The sequence below is a fragment of the Streptosporangium amethystogenes genome, from assembly GCF_000721075.1.
Lineage (GTDB): Bacteria > Actinomycetota > Actinomycetes > Streptosporangiales > Streptosporangiaceae > Streptosporangium > Streptosporangium amethystogenes.
Genome location: NZ_JOEQ01000046.1, coordinates 1 through 17,949, shown reverse-complemented (window position 1 = coordinate 17,949; position 17,949 = coordinate 1). Strand labels below are relative to the sequence as shown.

The 17,949-nt window shown below is 69.7% G+C and carries 17 protein-coding genes; 14 read left to right on the top strand and 3 right to left on the bottom strand.

All coding sequences use genetic code 11. The features are described 5' to 3' along the window. Positions 1-165 precede the first annotated feature (165 nt). The 11 genes from IG98_RS0139245 (at position 166) to IG98_RS0139195 (ending at position 12,139) form a co-directional block, all read left to right on the top strand. Complete coding sequence (locus IG98_RS0139245) at positions 166-1,500, top strand: sugar transferase (RefSeq protein ID WP_245651905.1); 1,335 nt, start codon at positions 166-168, stop codon at positions 1,498-1,500. Next, positions 1,500-2,567 carry a glucose-1-phosphate thymidylyltransferase gene (locus IG98_RS0139240; RefSeq protein ID WP_030924638.1) on the top strand — a complete coding sequence of 356 codons (1,068 nt, stop codon included), beginning with the start codon at positions 1,500-1,502 and terminating at the stop codon, positions 2,565-2,567. Before IG98_RS0139245 ends, IG98_RS0139240 begins: the two co-directional genes overlap by 1 nt. Then, positions 2,564-3,799, top strand: a complete 1,236-nt coding sequence (locus tag IG98_RS0139235; RefSeq protein ID WP_030924635.1) for a class I SAM-dependent methyltransferase — start codon at positions 2,564-2,566, stop codon at positions 3,797-3,799. Before IG98_RS0139240 ends, IG98_RS0139235 begins: the two co-directional genes overlap by 4 nt. Continuing rightward, positions 3,796-4,593 carry a sugar phosphate nucleotidyltransferase gene (locus IG98_RS0139230; protein WP_030924634.1) on the top strand — a complete coding sequence of 266 codons (798 nt, stop codon included), beginning with the start codon at positions 3,796-3,798 and terminating at the stop codon, positions 4,591-4,593. Before IG98_RS0139235 ends, IG98_RS0139230 begins: the two co-directional genes overlap by 4 nt. Next, the gene (locus tag IG98_RS0139225; protein ID WP_030924632.1) at positions 4,590-5,240 is read left to right on the top strand and encodes a PIG-L deacetylase family protein; all 651 of its coding nucleotides are present in this window, start codon (positions 4,590-4,592) and stop codon (positions 5,238-5,240) included. The genes IG98_RS0139230 and IG98_RS0139225 overlap by 4 nt, the downstream gene beginning before the upstream one ends. A 5-nt stretch (positions 5,241-5,245) precedes the next feature. Then, positions 5,246-6,295, top strand: coding sequence for an NAD-dependent epimerase/dehydratase family protein (locus IG98_RS0139220; RefSeq protein WP_030924631.1), 1,050 nt, complete (start codon positions 5,246-5,248; stop codon positions 6,293-6,295). Then, on the top strand, positions 6,285-7,574 hold the full coding sequence (locus IG98_RS0139215) for a DUF4910 domain-containing protein (protein ID WP_030924629.1): 1,290 nt from the start codon (positions 6,285-6,287) through the stop codon (positions 7,572-7,574). The genes IG98_RS0139220 and IG98_RS0139215 overlap by 11 nt, the downstream gene beginning before the upstream one ends. Next, positions 7,571-8,593 carry a hypothetical protein gene (locus IG98_RS0139210; protein WP_051753508.1) on the top strand — a complete coding sequence of 341 codons (1,023 nt, stop codon included), beginning with the start codon at positions 7,571-7,573 and terminating at the stop codon, positions 8,591-8,593. Before IG98_RS0139215 ends, IG98_RS0139210 begins: the two co-directional genes overlap by 4 nt. Before the next feature lie 61 nt (positions 8,594-8,654). Continuing rightward, positions 8,655-10,217, top strand: coding sequence for an oligosaccharide flippase family protein (locus tag IG98_RS0139205; RefSeq protein ID WP_084195984.1), 1,563 nt, complete (start codon positions 8,655-8,657; stop codon positions 10,215-10,217). A 53-nt stretch (positions 10,218-10,270) separates the two neighbouring features. Then, on the top strand, positions 10,271-11,185 hold the full coding sequence (locus IG98_RS0139200) for a glycosyltransferase family 2 protein (protein WP_030924624.1): 915 nt from the start codon (positions 10,271-10,273) through the stop codon (positions 11,183-11,185). 57 nt (positions 11,186-11,242) lie between these two features. Continuing rightward, complete coding sequence (locus IG98_RS0139195; protein ID WP_030924621.1) at positions 11,243-12,139, top strand: phytanoyl-CoA dioxygenase family protein; 897 nt, start codon at positions 11,243-11,245, stop codon at positions 12,137-12,139. On the opposite strand, the gene IG98_RS0139190 is transcribed toward IG98_RS0139195, so the two are convergent. Then, entirely contained in the window at positions 12,123-13,307 is a 1,185-nt protein-coding gene (locus IG98_RS0139190) for an acyltransferase family protein (RefSeq protein ID WP_030924618.1), read from the bottom strand. The genes IG98_RS0139195 and IG98_RS0139190 overlap by 17 nt on opposite strands. Positions 13,308-13,534: 227 nt before the next feature. On the opposite strand from IG98_RS0139190, the gene IG98_RS0139185 reads away from it, so the two are divergent. Next, positions 13,535-14,257 carry a hypothetical protein gene (locus IG98_RS0139185; RefSeq protein WP_030924615.1) on the top strand — a complete coding sequence of 241 codons (723 nt, stop codon included), beginning with the start codon at positions 13,535-13,537 and terminating at the stop codon, positions 14,255-14,257. On the opposite strand, the gene IG98_RS0139180 is transcribed toward IG98_RS0139185, so the two are convergent. After that, the gene (locus IG98_RS0139180; protein WP_030924610.1) at positions 14,247-15,122 is read right to left on the bottom strand and encodes a DUF6492 family protein; all 876 of its coding nucleotides are present in this window, start codon (positions 15,120-15,122) and stop codon (positions 14,247-14,249) included. The genes IG98_RS0139185 and IG98_RS0139180 overlap by 11 nt on opposite strands. Positions 15,123-15,313: 191 nt before the next feature. Here IG98_RS0139180 and IG98_RS0139175 point away from each other — a divergent pair, with 191 nt between their 5' ends. After that, a complete protein-coding gene (locus IG98_RS0139175; RefSeq protein WP_030924607.1) occupies positions 15,314-16,048 on the top strand; it encodes a hypothetical protein in 735 nt (244 codons plus the stop codon). A gap of 4 nt (positions 16,049-16,052) precedes the next feature. Next, positions 16,053-17,441 carry an O-antigen ligase family protein gene (locus IG98_RS0139170; protein ID WP_051753507.1) on the top strand — a complete coding sequence of 463 codons (1,389 nt, stop codon included), beginning with the start codon at positions 16,053-16,055 and terminating at the stop codon, positions 17,439-17,441. 36 nt (positions 17,442-17,477) lie between these two features. On the opposite strand, the gene IG98_RS52165 is transcribed toward IG98_RS0139170, so the two are convergent. After that, on the bottom strand, positions 17,478-17,949 hold a 472-nt coding region (locus tag IG98_RS52165), incomplete at its 5' end, for a hypothetical protein (protein ID WP_037972495.1).

The window sequence follows — 17,949 nt, the reverse complement described above, 5'->3', positions numbered from 1 at the left end:
GTGGCACCTTATCCGGACGAGTCGGGGCATCTTGGGTGGGGTGGTATGAGAGTGGGAACTGAGGAGCTCGTCATCGGGCTCCTTAAGAGTCCAGCGCGCACTTCTCCGAGTATTTGGACACGCCCTTATATCCGTATTCTCCTGGTCGGAGATGTCGCGTGTTCGGTGATCTCCTGCGGGGTCGTTCTTGGAATTCGACTCTGGTTCGGTGCTTTCATCCCCGAGACGGAGGCGCTGCTCGGGCTGGGGCTCGCGCTGGTGTGGCCACTGGCCCTGGCCGCGGGGGGCGCCTACCGCAAGCGCACCTACGGTGAGGGAACGGATGAGTTCCGGACGGTTTTCAACGGCGCCGCGGGGCTGACGGCCACCGTCGCGATCGGGGCCTACGTCACCCAGACGCCGATCGCCCGCAGCTTCGTCATGGCGATGTTCCCGCTGGCCTTCATCCTCAACGCCGTCTTCCGCCACCGGATGCGCAAGCGGCTCCACCGCAGGCGCATCCGCGGTGACCACATGCGCCAGGTGGTCGCCGTCGGCCACCGGGAGTCGGTGCTCGACCTGGTGATACAGCTGCGCGGGCAGCCGCACCACGGCATGCTCGTCGTCGCCGCGTGCCTGCCCGCGGGCCCCGACCTGGTCGAGGTCGACGGGATTCCGGTCCTCGGCGGCTTCTCCGACGTCGCCGCGGTGGTGGCCGAGGTCAACGCCGACGCCGTCGCCGTGCTGGCCTGCCCGGAGTTGGACGGCGCGGCGCTGCGCAGGCTCGCCTGGGGTCTGGAGGACGCCCGTACCGACCTGTTCGTGGCACCCGCGCTGATGGACGTGGCCGGCCCGCGCATCAGCATCAGCCCGGTCGCGGGCATGCCGCTCCTGCACGTCGAACACCCTGACTTCCGCGGTGCCAGGAGGCTGGCGAAGAGCCTGTTCGACCGGTTGGGGGCGGGCCTGGCCCTCCTGGTGCTGGGCGTGCCCATGCTGGTGATCGCCGCGCTGATCCGCGCGACGAGTCCGGGGCCCGCGCTCTTCCGCCAGGTCAGGGTGGGCAAGGGCGGGGTGGAGTTCCAGGTGGTGAAGTTCCGCACGATGGTCGTCGACGCGGAGCGGCTCAAGATCGACTTGGCCTGCGAAAACGAGTTCGACGGAGTCTTGTTCAAAATTAGGAACGATCCAAGGATCACCCGGGTGGGCGCCTTCCTGCGCCGGTACTCCATCGACGAACTGCCACAGCTGCTCAACGTGCTGCGCGGTGAGATGTCCCTCGTCGGCCCGCGGCCGCCGCTGCCCGCCGAGGTCAGGCAGTACGGCGCCGACGTGCGCCGCCGCCTGGTCGTCCACCCCGGCATGACCGGCCTGTGGCAGGTCAGCGGGCGTTCGGACCTGACCTGGGAGGAGTCGGTCCGGCTGGACCTCCGCTACGTGGAGAACTGGTCGCTCTTCCTGGACCTGCAGATCCTCTGGAAGACCTGGAGCGCCGTGATCGGCGGAGAAGGGGCCTACTAGTGAAAGCACTCGTGCTCGCCGGAGGGGCGGGCACCCGGCTGCGGCCGATCACCCACACCTCGGCCAAACAGCTCGTACCGGTCGCCAACAAGCCCGTGCTCTTCTACGGCCTTGAGGCCATCGCGGCGGCGGGCATCCGCGAGATCGGGATCGTGGTGGGCGACACGCACGCCGAGATCGAGGCGGCCGTCGGCGACGGCCGCGCGCTCGGCCTGGAGGTGACCTACATCCGCCAGCGGGCGCCGCTGGGCCTGGCCCACGCGGTGCTCATCGCCCGCGACTACCTCGGTGACGACGACTTCGTCATGTACCTCGGCGACAACTTCATCGTCGGCGGCATCAACGGGGTCGTCGAAGGTTTCGTCCGCGAGCGGCCCGCCGCCCACATCATGCTCACCAGGGTCGGCGACCCCCGGCAGTTCGGGGTCGCCGAGCTTGACGAGGCGGGCCGGGTGATCGGGCTTGAGGAGAAGCCGCCGGTGCCCAAGAGCGATCTCGCGCTGGTCGGCGTCTACCTGTTCAGCGCCGCGATCCACGAGGCGGTGGCCGAGCTCAAGCCCTCTGGGCGGGGCGAGCTGGAGATCACCGACGCCATCCACTGGCTGATCGCCGACGGGCGGCCGGTCGCTTCCACGGTCATCTCCGGCTACTGGAAGGACACCGGGAACGTCACGGACATGCTGGAGGTCAACCGGCTGGTGCTGGAGTCCCTGGAACCCCGGGTGGACGGCCTGGTCGACGGTGCCAGCCAGCTGATCGGCCGGGTGGTCGTCGAGGCCGGCGCCGAGATCGAGAGGTCCCGCATCGTCGGACCGGCGATCATCGGCTCCGGAGCCCGGGTCCGCGACAGCTACATCGGCCCCTTCACCTCGATCGCGACAGGCTGCGCGATCAGCGGCAGCGAGATCGAGTACTCGATCGTCCTGCCCAGGTCCTCGATCGCCGGAGTCTCGCGGATCGAGGCGTCCCTCATCGGCCACGACGTCGAGGTCACCCCCGCCCCCAACACCCCCAGAGCCCACCGCCTCGTGCTGGGCGATCACAGCAAGGTGCAGATCAGCTCATGACAACCTGCAGGCTGTGCGGCTCGACGAGCCTCGCCAGCGTCGTCGACCTCGGGGCGACACCGCCCTGCGAACGATTCCTCACCGAACGGCAGCTGGCGGAGCCGGAGGTCACCTACCCGCTGCACCTGCGGGTCTGCACCGGCTGCTGGCTGGCGCAGATCCCGCCGATGATCACGCCCGAGGAGACCTTCACCGAGTACGCCTACTTCTCCTCGTACTCGACCTCGTGGGTGAAGCACGCGCGGGAGTTCGTGAGCGGGGCGGTCGACCGGCTCGGGCTGGGGAGTGACTCGTTCGTGGTCGAGGTGGCCAGCAACGACGGATACCTGCTGCGGCACGTCGTCGAACGGGGCATCCGATGCCTGGGCGTCGAGCCTTCCGAGAACGTCGGCCGGGCGGCCAGGGACGCCGGGGTGCCGACTCACACGGCCTTCCTCGACGAGCGGACCGGCGCCTCGGTACGCGCGGAGCACGGGCCGGCCGACCTGGTGGTGGCCAACAACGTCTACGCCCACATCCCGGACGTCATCGGGTTCACCCGGGGACTGCGCGCCCTGGTGGCCGACGACGGCTGGGTCTCCATCGAGGTTCAGCACCTGCTCACCCTGATGGAGCACAACCAGTACGACACGATCTATCACGAGCACTTCCAGTACTACACGGTCGCCTCCGCGCGGAGCGCCCTGGCGAGCGGCGGCCTCCGCCTGGTGGACGTCGAGTCGCTGCCCACGCACGGCGGCTCGATCCGGCTGTGGGCCCGGCCGGCGGAGATCGCGGGCGAGCCGGGCGAGCGGGTGGCCGCGCTGCTCGCGGCGGAGAAGGCCGCGGGCCTGCACGAGCTGTCGGGGTACACCGAGTTCGGCGAGCGGGTGGCGCGGGTGCGCAGGGACCTGCTGACCTTTCTCCTCGACGCGGCCCGCCAGGGCCGGACCGTCGTCGGCTACGGGGCGCCCGGCAAGGGCAACACCCTGCTCAACCATTGCGGGATCCGGCCCGACCTGCTCCCCTTCACCGTCGACCGCAATCCGTACAAACACGGCAGGTTCACCCCCGGCACCCGCGTGCCGATCCTGCCGCCCGAGCGGCTCGCCGAGGAACGGCCCGACTACGTGCTGGTCCTGCCGTGGAACCTCCGCGAGGAACTCGTCGAGCAGCTGTCCTTCGTACACGCCTGGGGAGGCCGGCTGGTCTTCCCCATCCCCAACCTGGAGATCGTCGAGGTGAACCCGTGAAGGTCGTCCTCTTCTGCGGCGGATACGGCACCAGGATGCGCACCGGCACCCCCGGTGACGCGCCCAAGCCCATGCAGCTGGTGGGGCCTCGGCCGCTCATCTGGCATGTGATGCGCTACTACGCGCACTTCGGGCACACCGAGTTCATCCTCTGCCTCGGCTACGGCGCGCACCACATCAAGGACTTCTTCCTGAACTACCAGGAGACGACCTCCAACGACTTCGTGCTGCGCGGCGGCCGGGTCGAGCTGCTGTCCACCGACATCTCCGACTGGTCGATCTCGTTCGTGCAGACCGGGATCGCCTCCCCGATCGGCGAGCGGCTGCGCCGGGTCCGCGACCACCTGGACGGCGAGGAGATGTTCCTGGCCAACTACGCGGACGTGCTCACCGACGCGCCGCTGCCGGAGATCGTCGACCGCTTCACCATCTCGGGCGCGGGCGCGTCGATGATGGTGGTGCCGCCCTCGGACACCTTCCACTGCATCGAGCTGGGCGAGCGCGGCACGGTCGGTGGGATCACCCCGGTCAGCGAGATGCCGCTCTGGGTCAACGGCGGCTACTTCGTGCTCCGTCAGGAGATCTTCGACCACATCCCGGCGGGCGGCGACCTGGTCGCGGACGGCTGTGCCGAGCTGGCCAAGCGCGGCAGGCTGCTGGCCTACCCGCACCGCGGCTACTGGCGGCCGACGGACACGGTCAAGGAGCGGGTCGCCCTCGACGAGGCGTACTCGCGCGGTGACCGGCCCTGGGCGCTCTGGGAGCGCGAGCACCTGGCGGTGCCGACCACGTGATCCGCTTCAGACCGGCCCAGGCGGGCCGGATCGCGCTGCTCGCCGCGCACTGCGACGACCTCGCCATCGGGGCGGGCGGCAGCCTGCTGACCCTCTGCGCGGCGCGTCCCGGTATCCGGGTGGACGCCCTGGTGCTCTCCGGCGGCGGGACCGAGCGTCAGGACGAGGAGCAGGCGGCGCTGACCGCCTTCTGCCCCGGCGCCGACCTGCGGCTCACCGTACTCAAACTGCCCGACGGGCGGCTGCCCGCGCGTTGGGAGGAGGCCAAGGAGGCGGTGGAGGAGCTGCGCGTGCGCACCGACCCCGGTCTGCTGTTCGCGCCGCACCCGGCCGACGCCCACCAGGACCACCGGACGCTGGCCGAGCTGGTGCCCACGGCCTTCCGCGACCACCAGGTGCTCGGCTACGAGATCGCCAAATGGGACGGCGACCTCGGGCGCCCCTCGGTCTACCAGCCGCTCGCGCCCGAGGTGGCCGAGGCGAAGGTGAGCCTGCTCCAGCGCCACTACCCCTCGCAGCGCCACCGCCCCTGGTACGACCGCGAGGCGTTCCTCGGGCTGGCCCGCGTCCGCGGGATCGAATGCCACGCCCGCTACGCCGAGGCGTTCCACGTCAACAAGCTGACCCTTGACCTGTCTGGAGGTTGAACCGGATGCGCGTGCTGCTGACCGGGCACCAGGGCTACCTGGGGAGTGTGATGGCCCCGGTGCTCGTCGCCGCGGGCCACGAGGTGACCGGGCTCGACTCCGGGCTTTTTGCCGGATGCCTGCTGGGTCCCGCGCCCGGTGACCCGCCGGGACACGCGGTCGACCTGCGGGACGTCACCCCCGACCTGCTGGCGGGGGTGGACGCGGTGGTGCACCTCGCCGCGCTCTCCAACGACCCGCTGGGCGCGCTGGCACCCGAGCTGACCTACGACATCAACCACCGCGCCGCGGTGCGCCTGGCGAGGCTGGCCCGGGACGCGGGCGTGCGCCGGTTCCTGTACGCCTCCACCTGCTCGGTCTACGGCGCCTCGGGCGATGACCTGGTCGACGAGGACGCGCCGCTGCGCCCGGTGACCCCCTACGCCGACTCCAAGGTCCGGGTCGAGAGCGACCTGTTCAAGCTGGCCGACGGGGACTTCAGCCCGGTGTTCCTGCGCAACGCCACCGCCTTCGGGCTCTCGCCCAGGCTGCGCGCGGACATCGTGCTGAACAACCTCGCCGGACACGCGCTGCTGTCCGGGGAGGTCAGGGTGCTGTCCGACGGCACCCCGTGGCGCCCGCTGGTGCACGCCGCCGACATCGCGAGCGCCTTCGCCATGGCGCTGGCCGCCCCGCGCGACGCCGTCCACGCCAGGGCGTTCAACGTCGGCACCGAGGAGAACAACCTGACGGTGGCCCAGATCGCCGCCGAGGTCGCCGAGGCGGTGCCGGAGGCCCGGGTCGTGATCACCGGGGAGACCGGAGCCGACCCGCGCTCCTACCGGGTCGACTTCTCCCGCATCCGCGCCGCGCTCCCCGGCTACCAGGCGCTGTGGACGATCAAGGCGGGCGCACTCCAACTGGTCGAGGCGTACCGGCGGTTCGGCCTGACGGCGGACGACTTCCAGCGCCGCTTCACCAGGCTGGCCTGGCTGTCCGCCCGGCGCGAGGCGGGCACCGTCGACGGCGCGCTGCGCCCGCGCCGAGTGGCGGGGGCGGTGCACGATGACCGATGACGGCGAGGGGCGCGGGATGCACGCCCTGGTGGAGCGGCTCTATCCGCTCTGCCGGAGCATCACCGGCGACGGCGTGCGCCGCACCCTGGAGATCGTCGCGGAGTCCATCGGCCTGCACCTCCACGAGGTGCCGACGGGGACCCAGGTGCTGGACTGGACGGTGCCCAGGGAGTGGAACATCCGCGACGCCTACGTCAAGGACGCCTCCGGTGCCAGGGTCGTCGACTTCGCCGCGTCGAACCTGCACGTGGTCGGCTACAGCGTCCCGGTGTCGGCCACCATGACCCTGGACGAGCTCCGGCCCCACCTGCACACGCTGCCCGAGCAGCCGGGGCTGATCCCGTACCGGACCGGCTACTACGCGGAGACGTGGGGGTTCTGCCTGGCCCACGACACCCTCGAGGGCCTGGCCGACGGGCGGTACGAGGTCATGATCGACTCCACCCTCGCCGACGGTCACCTGACCTACGGCGAGCACGTGGTGCCGGGCAGGGTCGATGAGGAGGTGCTCGTCTCCTGCCACGTGTGCCATCCGTCGCTGGCCAACGACAACCTGGCGGGCGTCGCCGTGGCGGTCGGGCTCGCGCGGCGGCTGGCCGAGGCCGACCCGTGGTACACCTACCGCTTCCTGTTCGCTCCCGGCACCATCGGCGCGATCACCTGGCTGGCGCGCAACCGGGAACGCGCGGGGCGGATCAGGCACGGCCTGGTGCTGGCCTGCGCGGGGGATCGCGGCCCGCTGACCTACAAGCGCAGCAGGCGGGGCGACGCCGAGATCGACCGCGCCGTGCGGCACGTCCTGCGGACGTCGGGGCGCGACCACGCGGTCGTGGACTTCTCCCCCTACGGCTACGACGAGCGGCAGTTCTGCTCGCCGGGCTTCGACCTGCCCGTCGGCTCGCTCACCAGGACCCCCTACGCGGGCTACCCGGAATATCACACCTCCGCCGACAATCCGGATTTCGTCTCCCCGGCGGCGATGGCCGACACCCTGGAGACCTGCTGGGAGGTCACCCGGGTGCTTGACGGCAACCGCTCCTATCTCAACCTCAGCCCCTACGGAGAGCCGCAGCTGGGCAGGCGTGGCCTGTACGGGTCACTGGGCGGGCGCAGCGACACGCAGGAGGCCCAGCTGGCGATGCTGTGGGTGCTGAACCTCTCCGACGGGGAGCACAGCCTCCTGGACGTCGCGGAACGATCCGATCTGCCCTTCGCCGCGGTGGCCGACGCGGCACGGGCACTGTGCGGCGCGGGACTGCTCAAGGAGTACGGGAAATGACACTGCAACGGGCCGGCATGGGTCCTGGAACGCTCAACCTCCGGGTCGGCGAGACGGTGGAGGTGCTCAGCGAGGCCGAGATCATGGCCACCCTGGACGAGCGGGGAGAGCTGGACGCGCTGCCCTTCATGCCGGAGATGCTGGCCTTCTGCGGGCGGAGGCTCACCGTGCACAAGGTGGCGCACAAGCTCTGCGACACGATCAGCCGCAGCGGCATGCGGCGGATGGAGCGGGCGGTGCACCTGACCGGGGCCCGCTGCGACGGGCAGGCGCACGGCGGCTGCCAGACGGCCTGCCAGTTCTACTGGAAGGAGTCCTGGCTCAAGCGGGTGGATCCGGACTCCCCCCGCACTCCGGTCACCGAGCACGATCTCGCCGCGGGCCGGCCCCTGCTGCCGATCCTGCAGGCCGCGACCAGGAAGGAGCCGGGGCCTGGCGGGGAGGAGCGCTTCTCCTGCCAGGCGACCGAACTGCTCCGCGCCGCGCCCACCTGCCTGCCGTTCAAGGACGTCGGGCAGTACGTCGCCGACGTGCGGACCGGTAACGCGGGCCCGGTCTTCATGCTCCGCGCGGTTCTCGTCGGGTTGTTCAACCGCTTTCAGGACCGCAGCGGACGGGTGCTGCCACGGTGGCTGCGGATCAGGGGCGGCCTCAAGTGGGGCTTCGTCCGAGGTACGGCCGTCGGCGGGACGCCGACCGCCACGCTCGACCTCCGGCCGGGAGAGCTCGTCCGGATCAAGTCCAAGCGGGAGATCGTCAAGACCCTCAACCGGGACCTGCTCAACCGTGGCATGGGGTTCGAGGAGGAGATGTCGCGCTACTGCGGGCAGACGGCCCGGGTGCTCTCCAGGGTCGATCGATGTCTCGACGAGAAGACCGGCCGGATGCTCCAGATGAAGAGCCCCTGCATCATCTTGGAGGGTGTCGTCTGCGCGGGCGCGTACAGCGTCGGCTGTCCCCGGGAGTTCGTCCCCTTCTGGCGGGAGATCTGGCTGGAGCGGATCGAGGAGCCGGCCTAGCGGTCCGGCGCACGCCGAGGTGCTGGACCCGGTTCGGTAAGCAGGTGCTGAGAGGCGACAGGTGGAACAGAGGCAGGATGGGGAACCGGCGGCGACGGACGGCGGTCCCGGTGACCCGGGAGAGACCGCCGCGGGGGGCGGTTCCGGCGACTCGGGAGAGACCGCCGCGCGGGTCGGGGCGATCGGCGAGCAGGCCGGTCGCGGGCTGCGCTGGAGCCTGGTGGGCAACCTGGTGATCAAGGCCGGCTCGTTCGTGGTGAGCCTGGTCCTCGCCCGCCTGCTGGTCCCGGAGGACTTCGGCGTCTTCGCCATCGCGCTGGCGGCCAGCCAGTTCGTCATCCACATCAACGACGCGGGCGTCATCGCGGCGACGGTGCAGTGGCGGGGCAGGCTTGAGGACATGGCGCCCACCGCGACGGTCGTGGCCATCGTGTCCAGCACCGCCCTGTACGGGGCCTTCTGGGTGATCGCTCCGTTCTTCGCGGAGCTGTCCGGGAGCGCGGAGGCCACCTGGGTCATCCGGGTGCTCGGCGCCACCAACCTCGTCTACGGCCTCACCGCCGTACGCAGTGCGGCGCTGCTGCGCAGGTTCGAGCAGGACAGGCTCACCAAGGCCAACCTGGTGGGATTCCTGGTGAACGCCGCGATCTCCATCACGCTCGCCCTCAATGGCGCCGGGGCCTTCAGCTTCGCCTGGGGCCAGCTCGCGGGCGCCTCGGTCACCGGGGTGCTGGTGGTCGCGTTCGCCAGGCTGCGGATCCGCCTCCGCCTCGACCGCGCGGTCGCCAGACGACTGCTGATCTTCGGACTCCCGCTGTGCGCGAGCCTCGGCATCGAGGGCGTGCTGCTGAACGCCGACTCCGTCATCGTCGGTGACGCCCTGGGGGCCACGTTGCTCGGCTTCTACCTGCTCGCGCTCAACATCTCCAGCTGGGTGCCCGGCCTGATCGGCACCGCCGTCCGCTACGTCGCGCTGCCCGGCTTCTCGCGGCTGGCCGAGGAGGATCCGAAGGCGCTCTCGCTCGGCGTGCAGCGGGCGGTTCCGCTGCTGGTCTCCATCGTGCTGCCGGTCGCCGTGACGATGGGGACGCTCGCCCCCGCCATGGTGGTCTTCCTGTACGGCGAGCGCTGGGCGCCCTCCGCCGAGGTACTGCGTTTTCTGGCCGTCGTGATGGCCGTGCGGATGCTGACCGCCCTGACGACCGACATCCTGGCCGCCCTCGGTGCCACCAGGGCCACCGTCTGGCTCAACCTGAGCTGGGTCGCGGTACTGCTGCCGGCGCTGACGGCCGGCGCCCGGCTGGACGGCATTCGCGGCGCGGCGATCGGCCACGCGACGGTCGCCCTCCTGGTCGCGCTGCCGCTGGCGACGCTGGCCCTGCACCGGGCCGGGGTGGAGTTGCGACCCGTGGCCTCCTCACTGGTACGCCCGTTGCTCGGCGGTGCGCTCGCGGCGGTCGTCATGGCGTCGCTGGCCCGGCTGACCGACGGGTTCCCGTTCGTCGAGCTGTGTGTGGCGGGCGGTGCCGGGCTGCTCGTCTTCGTCCTCGTCGTCGTGCCGAGGGCGGTGCTCAGGCAACTGGGCGGACGGGTGACCGGGCTGATCCCCGCACGCCCGCGCTGATATCGACTCGCTGATGTCGATGAGAGAACCGACCCAGACACAAAGGAAGCAAAATGGTGGGAACCGACACGCTGGTGTCCGTCGGACTGCCGGTGCGCAACGGTGCCGCGAGGCTCGGGGGCGTGGTCCGGTCGGTGCTGGCGCAGGACCACGAGAACATCCAGCTGGTGATCTCCGACAACGCCTCCACGGACGAGACCGAGGAGTACTGTCGCGACCTGGCGGCGTCCGACAGCCGGATCACCTACCACCGGAACCCGGAGAACATCGGGCTGCTCAACAACTTCATCCGGGTGGGCCGGCTCGCCCGGGGGACGTTCTTCCGCTGGGTCGGTGACGACGACCGGCTGGATCCCGGCTGTCTGTCCCGCTCCCTGCGGGCCTTCGCCGAGGACGAACGGCTCGTCCTGGTCACCACGGGGGTGGCCTACACCGGCCCCGACGGGGTGACCGCGAGTGCCTCCTACGACGGCACGGGACTGCGTTCCGACGATCCGGTCGAGCGCTTCGGCGAGATGCTGCGGATGCTCAACGAGAGCCATCTGCTGATCGACCCGCTGTACGGCCTGATGCGGCGTGTTCCCGTGGTGGACATCCCCCGGCGCAACATGCTCCGTGAGGACGAGGTGTTCGCCGCGAAGCTCGCGCTGGCCGGACCGTGGGGTCACGTCCCCGAGGTGCTCGCCCACCGCAACTGGCGGCCGGAACGCATCGGTCTGGTCGGCCGGCGCCTGGGCGTGCCCGGCTGGCAGGCGTACTTCTCCTCGACCCTGCAGTATCTGGAACTCCTGCGCCTGCTGCGCGAGGGCGACCTCACCGCGGACCAGCGCCGCCGCGCCCGCACCGCCGCGCACCGGATGTACGCGCGCCGCCAGCGGCGGACCGTGTCCCACCGCGGTCGCAAGCTCGTGCGGCTGGCAGGCGATCTCGTCGGCCGTACCCCGGGGCGCCCCTCGGCGGGAAGCTGACCGCCTCGAAGGACACCGCTCAGGATCGACACCGTACAGATGGGAGACCGCTCGCCAATGACCACCGTCTTCTCCAACAGCGTCGTGGACGACGAGACCCGCAGGGGCCTGCTCTACGGGGGTGAGGTGTTCGTCTACTCCGCGACGCCCTCCTCCGGCCGGCTCGTCGACCTCGCCCGCGAGCTGATCGCCGAGGCGTTCGGGGGCCGTGATCCCGAGACCGCTCAGTTCGACCTGCCGGTCGAGGAGTTCGCCGCCCTGCTCGCCGATCTCAAGCCGCGGTTCATCCACCATGCCGAGTGCAAGAAGCTGCTGCCAGCCGTCCTTGAGGAACTCGGCTGCCCGCTCGACCGGACCTACTTCGACGTCCCCCGGCTGCGGACCTCCACCTCTGACGACTACCTCACCTCCGGCATCTCCTACGCCTTCCACCCCCATCGCGACTGCTGGTACTCCGCGCCGTTCAACCAGCTCAACTGGTGGATCCCGATCTACCCGGTGGTGCCGGAGAACGTGATGGCCTTCCACCCCCGATACTTCGACCACCCGGTGCGCAACGGCAGTGCCCGGTACGACTACGCCGAGTGGAACCGGACCAGCAGGCTCACCGCGGCCCAGCACGTGCGCACCGACAGCAGGGAGCAGCCCAGGCCCGAGGAGCCGATCGAGCTCGACCCGCAGGTGCGGGTGGTGCCCGAGCCCGGTGGAGTGCTGCTCTTCTCCGGTGCCCAACTGCACTCCACGGTCCCCAACACCTCGGGCCGGACCCGCTTCAGCATCGACTTCCGGTCGGTGAACATCGACGACGTGCGTGCGCGCCGGGGCGCGGTGAACGTGGACGCCGCGTGCACCGGAACCACCCTGCGTGACTTCGTACGCTGTGCGGACCTCGATCCGATGCCGGAGGAGCTGGCGCTGGAGTACGAGGCCGAGGCACTCACCCGGCCGCGGTGAGATCCCGTGACAGCCTGGCCCGGGCCGCCGCGAGCAGGGCGGCCCGGCTGCGATGGCGCTGGAAGGGCAGCTCGAAGACCGCCGCGAACAACCGGGCCACCAGCAGGGTCACCGGTATGGCCAGCGCCAGGGCGACCAGGAACGCCGGAAGGCCGGCGGGCACGCGAGGGGTGACGACCAGCTGGTGGACGGCCACCACGATCGGGGCGTGGATCAGGTACAGCGTGTAGGAGAAGGAGCCCAGAGCCCGGATCGGGCGCAGGTCCAGCAGCCGGACCAGGAGCGCCGGCCGGCCGGTGGCCACCGCCGCGAGCAGCAGGGCCACCGCGGGGCCGAGCGCGATGTCGATCCAGAAGTAGTGCGCCACCGTCCAGACCGAGCCCCGCGCGACGATCACCGCCAGCACCGGGGCCGCGGCGAGCGGCGCGAGCCAGTGCCAGGGCAGCCGTCGTGCCCGTTCACCCGCGCCGACGACACCTGCGGCGACCACGCCCAGGGCGAAGAGCACCGCGAACTGGGGAGTCAGCCGCATCAGCATGTCCACCGCGGGCACGCTGGGCGCGAGCAGTCCGATCGCCACCACGACCGCGGTGACGAGCCCGGCCATCACCGCCGCGCCCGCCCTGCGCAGGATCAGCAACAGCAGCGGAAAGGCCAGGTAGAGCTGGGCCTCGATGGCGATGGACCAGAAGGCCCCGTTGGGACTGGGCGCACCGAAGACGTCCTGGAGCAGCAGGCCGTACACGACCACCGATGTGGCCGTGGGCGGTCCCTCTCCCGGCTGGGCGACCAGGGTCCACGCGACCACCAGGCTGAACGTCAGGGCGGCCCAGTAGGGCGGCAGGATGCGCCAGGCACGGCGCTGGGCGAACCGGCGCACGCCGCCGAGCCGCCATCCCGAACGCGCGGGAGAGACGGCCAGGGAGAAGCCCGACAGGACGATGAACACGACCACCGCGAAGTGTCCGTAGAGCAGCCAGCCGAGCCAGCTCGGACCGGTGTTGGCCGGATACCCGGGAAAGGACATCAGCCAGCAGTGGTGCACCACGACGAACAGGGCCGCGATGCCGCGGATCCCGTCCAGCCCCGCCAGCCTGCCGCGCTCCCCGGGCGGTCGCTCCGGATTATCGATGGGATTATCCTGCCCGTCCTTTTCAGGTGATTTCACCTGATCAACTCCCATCTCGGGCCGATGTCGGACTCACTCAGTCGCCCTTTTCGGCCTATCGACGGGTCTATCGTTGTATGGTCGCCAGACGTAACATCAAATGAGGAAATGCCGAACGGCCTGATTCTGTTTCCGGCCGATGTAACGGGAAGCATGTACTTCCCGATTCGTAACCGTGCTGTCTCGGGGATCGGCGATGCCCCGTCGCGAACAAGGGGCGGAAAAATATGGACTTCTGGAAAGCCATATTCGGTCTCGTCAGACGCGGAACCGTCGGTCCTCCCCTGGTCCTGTCCGCGCTCGTCGTGGCCGTTCTGGTCTTCTTCCTGATGCCCACCTCGTACGTTTCGAGCGCGTCGATGGTGCTGGCCACCCCCGTCACCGGTGGAACGCTCCCGACCGAATCCACCAGGCCGCTCGGACTGACCAATCCGCTACTGCAGTTCAGCGACGGTCTCCGGGTCACGGCGGGCATTCTGATCCTGTCGCTGAACACCCCGGAGATCGCGGCCGAGCTGGGGGTGGCGGAGGACGGCAGCACCAAGATCACCATCAACGACGGCCGTACGAATCCGAACCTGCTGGGCATCAGCACGAACGGCCCGTTCGTCTACGTGGAGGTCGAAAGCACCTCCGCCGCCACCGCCCGGGACGTGGTGGCCAAGGCCAAGGAACGCGTCCGGAAGGAGTTGGCCACCCGCCAGGACGAGCTCAGGGCCCCACGGTCCACCTTCATCTCGGTCATCGACGTGGTGCCCTCCACCACCCCCGAGGCCAAGCTCTCGGCGAAGGTGACGGCCGCGGGCGGGGCACTGTTCCTGGTGTTCGTGATCGGTATCGCCATCGCGTACGGCCTGATCCAGGTGCGCGGGAGCGGACGGCCCACCGACCCTGCCGATCACCCGAAGCGCGCGGACGGGGTGTGGGAGACCGAGACGGTCAACCGGTGATCTCGGCGCATCGCCTGATGGCCGCCTGCCGTACGTCCCACGGCGTCTGGGACTTCGCCGAGATCATCATCGCCACCGCCTCGGGGCCGAGCCGATCGGCGAACGCGACGGCTCCCTCGTGGTCCAGTGGCGTCCGTTGCCAGTTCTTGTGGCAGATGGTGGTGTTGGAGGGCGGAGGCTCCGTGGTCCCGCTCAGAACCTCGTCGACGAAAACCCCGTAGAGCATGAACTCCGAGATGTGCAGCCGGGAGTTGAACGCGTCCAGCCAGTGCCGGCCGGTGGTCTCGGTCATCCGTCGCTGCATGGCCCGGACGGTGGCGGGAACCCAGAAGTTCATGGCCGTCACGTAGTCGGTCAGCGGGGGCGGCGGGGCGGGAGGAAGACCGAGCAACTCGCGGGAGACCTGGTGCCACATGACGTGCCGCTCCATGTCGGGGGTCACCCCCTTCTCCTCCCGGTGCAGGCAGAGCCGCCCGTCGACGGTGAAGCTCGCCGGGCTCGTCGGGCGGACGAGCACCACGTCGGAGTCGGCGATCAACACGACGTCCACATCGAGCCGAGCGGAGAGCGCGATCTTGAGCGTCTGCTGCATGACCCAGCCCCTGACCGGGGGCCACGGTCTACGGGAATTAACCCACAGGGAATAAGGGGCCAGACGTATGTAGTATTTCGGAAGAAGCTCGTTGTACGTCCAGATGCGACAACGAGGACCGGCGAACTTGGCGAAAACGCTCGTACAAACCGGAGAGATGATCACATGGTGCACCGTCTCGTCCGAGGTGTGTTTCAGCACCGACCGGTGCAGATCAGCGAAAAGTTCCGCGTCGGGCCCGTAGGTCGGAGTGATGACGGCCAGCTCGGTCATGGACGATGAACCCCAGTCCTGTGGCATCGATGGTCACGAATCACCCACAAGCAGTATCGTCACATTAACTAATTCGTTACGGTGTGCATTCCGCATATCTTCCAGCTCGTTTCGAGTAACACCCTGCTTCGGTCCGGGCGATGACCATTGGCGGGCTGCCGCACGGTCGCCCGGTTCGGGAGAGGAAGCGCATGGACTTCTGGGGGACGGTCCTCGTCGTGTTCCGGCGCTGGTACGTTTTCCTGCCGGTCTTCGCGCTGTCCGTCGCCGCCGCCGCGGGCCTCTACTCCACGGTCCCGACGACCTACGTCTCAAGCGCGGTGCTCATCCTGACCACGCCGACCACCGGCGGAAGCCTGCCGACCAACCCGGACATCCCCAACGGCCTGACCAACCCCATGCTCAACTTCGACCACGGGCTGAGCATCTCCGCCTCGATTCTCATCGCGGCGATGGGGACGCCGGAGATGGCGGCGGAGATCGGCGTGCGGGACGGTGGAGAGGTCACCTTCAAGGTCACCAACGGGGGCAGCAACCTGGAGTCGCTCGCCACTGGACCGTTCCTGTTCATCGAGGGAGAGGGGCACTCGGCGGCGGCCGCGCAGGACATCGTGCGGCGGGTCATCGCACGGGCGAAGACGGAGCTGGATCTCCGGCAGAAGGCGGTGCGGGCTCCCTCGGCGACCTACATCACCACCTACGAGGCGGTGCCGCCGACCACCCCGCTGGCCCAGCGAGGGCGGAAGCTGCGCGCGGTCGCCGCGGCGGCGGGCGTGGGCGTCATGGCGAGTCTGTGTGCCACGTTCATGGCCGAGAGCTTCCTGCACAGGCGGCGGCTCCGGCGTCCACCCGGTACCCCGGAGCACACCCGGGTGGCGGCGGCGCTCAACGGCCGGCTGCCCGCCGACCCGGCTGTGAGGCACTGACCCGATGGCGGACCGGCCCGCCCTGCCAACGCGACGGCGCGCCGACGCCGCGACCCTGGCCTGCGTCTTCGCCGTGGCCCTGCTGGTCGTCCCGGCCCGCATGGTGTTCCGGGGGCTGCCGCTGTCGATCACGCCGGCCAGCCTCGTCGCCCTCGCCGCCACCTTCCTGTGCCTGTGCGCGCACCTCACCCTCACACTGGGGATGGCGAAGGGCCGAAATCCGGTGCGCACCGCACTGCTGGTCTTCCTGACCGCGATGGTGGCCACCTTCGGCTACGCCACTTTCGGATACATGCCCTCCGACGAGCTCAACCTCGCCGATCACGCCCTGATCCTGCTGGTGGCGAACGCCGGCCTCGCGCTCCTGGTCTGTGACGGGGTCCGCGGCACCGCCCGCCTGGACTTCGTGCTCCAGACCGTCGTGGTGGCCGGGGCGATCATCGCGGTGATCGGGGCCTGCCAGTTCCTGCTCGATCTGGACCTCACCCGCTACATGGAGTTTCCCGGGCTCCGTTACACCGCGGAAGACGGATTCATCACCCTGAGATCCGACTTCCGGCGGGTCGCGGCGACGACCGGCCATCCCATCGAGTTCGGCGTCGTGTGCGCGATGCTCCTGCCGATCGCCGTCCACTACGGATTCCAGGCCCGCGAGCGCTCCGAGCCCGCTCTGCGCTGGTGGGTGTGCTCGGGGCTGATCGGGATGGGCCTGATGTTCTCGGTCTCCCGATCCGCGGTGCTCGGGCTGGTCGGTGTCGCCGTCGTCCTGTTCCTCGGCTGGCCCGCCCGGCGGCGGTTGCAGGCGCTGGGGGTCGTCTTCGGGTTCCTGGTCCTGATGAGGATCATGGTTCCGGGACTGCTCGGCACGTTCTACGGCCTGTTCGCGAACTTCGGGAACGACGACAGCATCCGCTACCGCACGCACGACTACGAGGTCGCCGCCCACGAGATCGCCAAGCATCTGTGGCTGGGACGTGGAGCGGGCACCTGGTACGCCCCGAAACACCAGGTATTCGATAACCAGTACATCCTGTCCACGGTGGAGACCGGCCTGATCGGCGTCGGGGCGATCGTCGGCATGTTCGCCTGCGCGTTCTACGCGGGGCTCCGGGCCCGGCACCTGAGCACCGATCCCGGCACCCGCGACCTCGGTCTCACCCTCGCCGCCTGCATGGTGGTCCCGCTGATCGGGGCGGCCACCTTCGACCTGATGGCCTTCGCCACGGCCACCGGCCTGTCGTTCCTGCTGATCGGTGCCGCGGGGGCGCTGCTGCGCGCCGCCACCGAGCCGGCCGCCTCTCGTCCGCGCGAACCCGGCGCGTCCTCGGGCGCCCCCGGTGCCGGGGATCCGACCGGTGCGGATCGCGACGCGGGCGGTCAGGCCGTGCCCTGACCGCCCGCGCCCCCTGTCAGCGTGTTTCGAGACGCCTCAGCCGTCACACCTCAGCGGGCCGACGGTGGAGGTGATCCGGTAGTTCCGGTCGATCGTCACCAGTGAGTTTCCGGCCCAGTCGATGGCCTTGCAGTCGGCCTCGACCGGTCCGTAGATCCAGGATTTGTCGACCAGTTTGTTGTCGCGCACGACCAGTTCTCCGCGTGCGTTCTTCAGTTGGATGCTGTAGGTGCCGCCCATCACGAGGTTGTCGGTGACGGAGGCGTCCACGATCTGCTTGTCGACGAGGAAGATGGGGGCGGTGACGTCCTTGGCGTCGCGTTGGTCGACGGTGTTGTGGTCGAAGACCAGGCCTTTTCCGGTGTGGTAGGTCTGGATGCCGTCGGAGTGGTCTTTGGGGTTGGAACAGAGGTGGACGTAGGAGTCGGTGATGACGATGTCGTCGCCGGAGGCTCGGAAGCCGTCGCTGTGGCCGCGGACGTGTACGCGGGTCGCGGTGTATTTGTCC

What these genes read in the sequence shown, in the direction of transcription:
- IG98_RS0139235 (WP_030924635.1), top strand. Translation starts at nt 2,564, where the DNA reads ATGACAACCTGCAGGCTGTGCGGCTCGACGAGCCTCGCCAGCGTCGTC.
- IG98_RS0139220 (WP_030924631.1), top strand. Translation starts at nt 5,246, where the DNA reads ATGCGCGTGCTGCTGACCGGGCACCAGGGCTACCTGGGGAGTGTGATG.
- IG98_RS0139215 (WP_030924629.1), top strand. Translation starts at nt 6,285, where the DNA reads ATGACCGATGACGGCGAGGGGCGCGGGATGCACGCCCTGGTGGAGCGG.
- IG98_RS0139210 (WP_051753508.1), top strand. Translation starts at nt 7,571, where the DNA reads ATGACACTGCAACGGGCCGGCATGGGTCCTGGAACGCTCAACCTCCGG.
- IG98_RS0139200 (WP_030924624.1), top strand. Translation starts at nt 10,271, where the DNA reads ATGGTGGGAACCGACACGCTGGTGTCCGTCGGACTGCCGGTGCGCAAC.
- IG98_RS0139195 (WP_030924621.1), top strand. Translation starts at nt 11,243, where the DNA reads ATGACCACCGTCTTCTCCAACAGCGTCGTGGACGACGAGACCCGCAGG.
- IG98_RS0139185 (WP_030924615.1), top strand. Translation starts at nt 13,535, where the DNA reads ATGGACTTCTGGAAAGCCATATTCGGTCTCGTCAGACGCGGAACCGTC.
- IG98_RS0139180 (WP_030924610.1), bottom strand. Translation starts at nt 15,122, where the DNA reads ATGACCGAGCTGGCCGTCATCACTCCGACCTACGGGCCCGACGCGGAA.
- IG98_RS0139175 (WP_030924607.1), top strand. Translation starts at nt 15,314, where the DNA reads ATGGACTTCTGGGGGACGGTCCTCGTCGTGTTCCGGCGCTGGTACGTT.
- IG98_RS0139170 (WP_051753507.1), top strand. Translation starts at nt 16,053, where the DNA reads ATGGCGGACCGGCCCGCCCTGCCAACGCGACGGCGCGCCGACGCCGCG.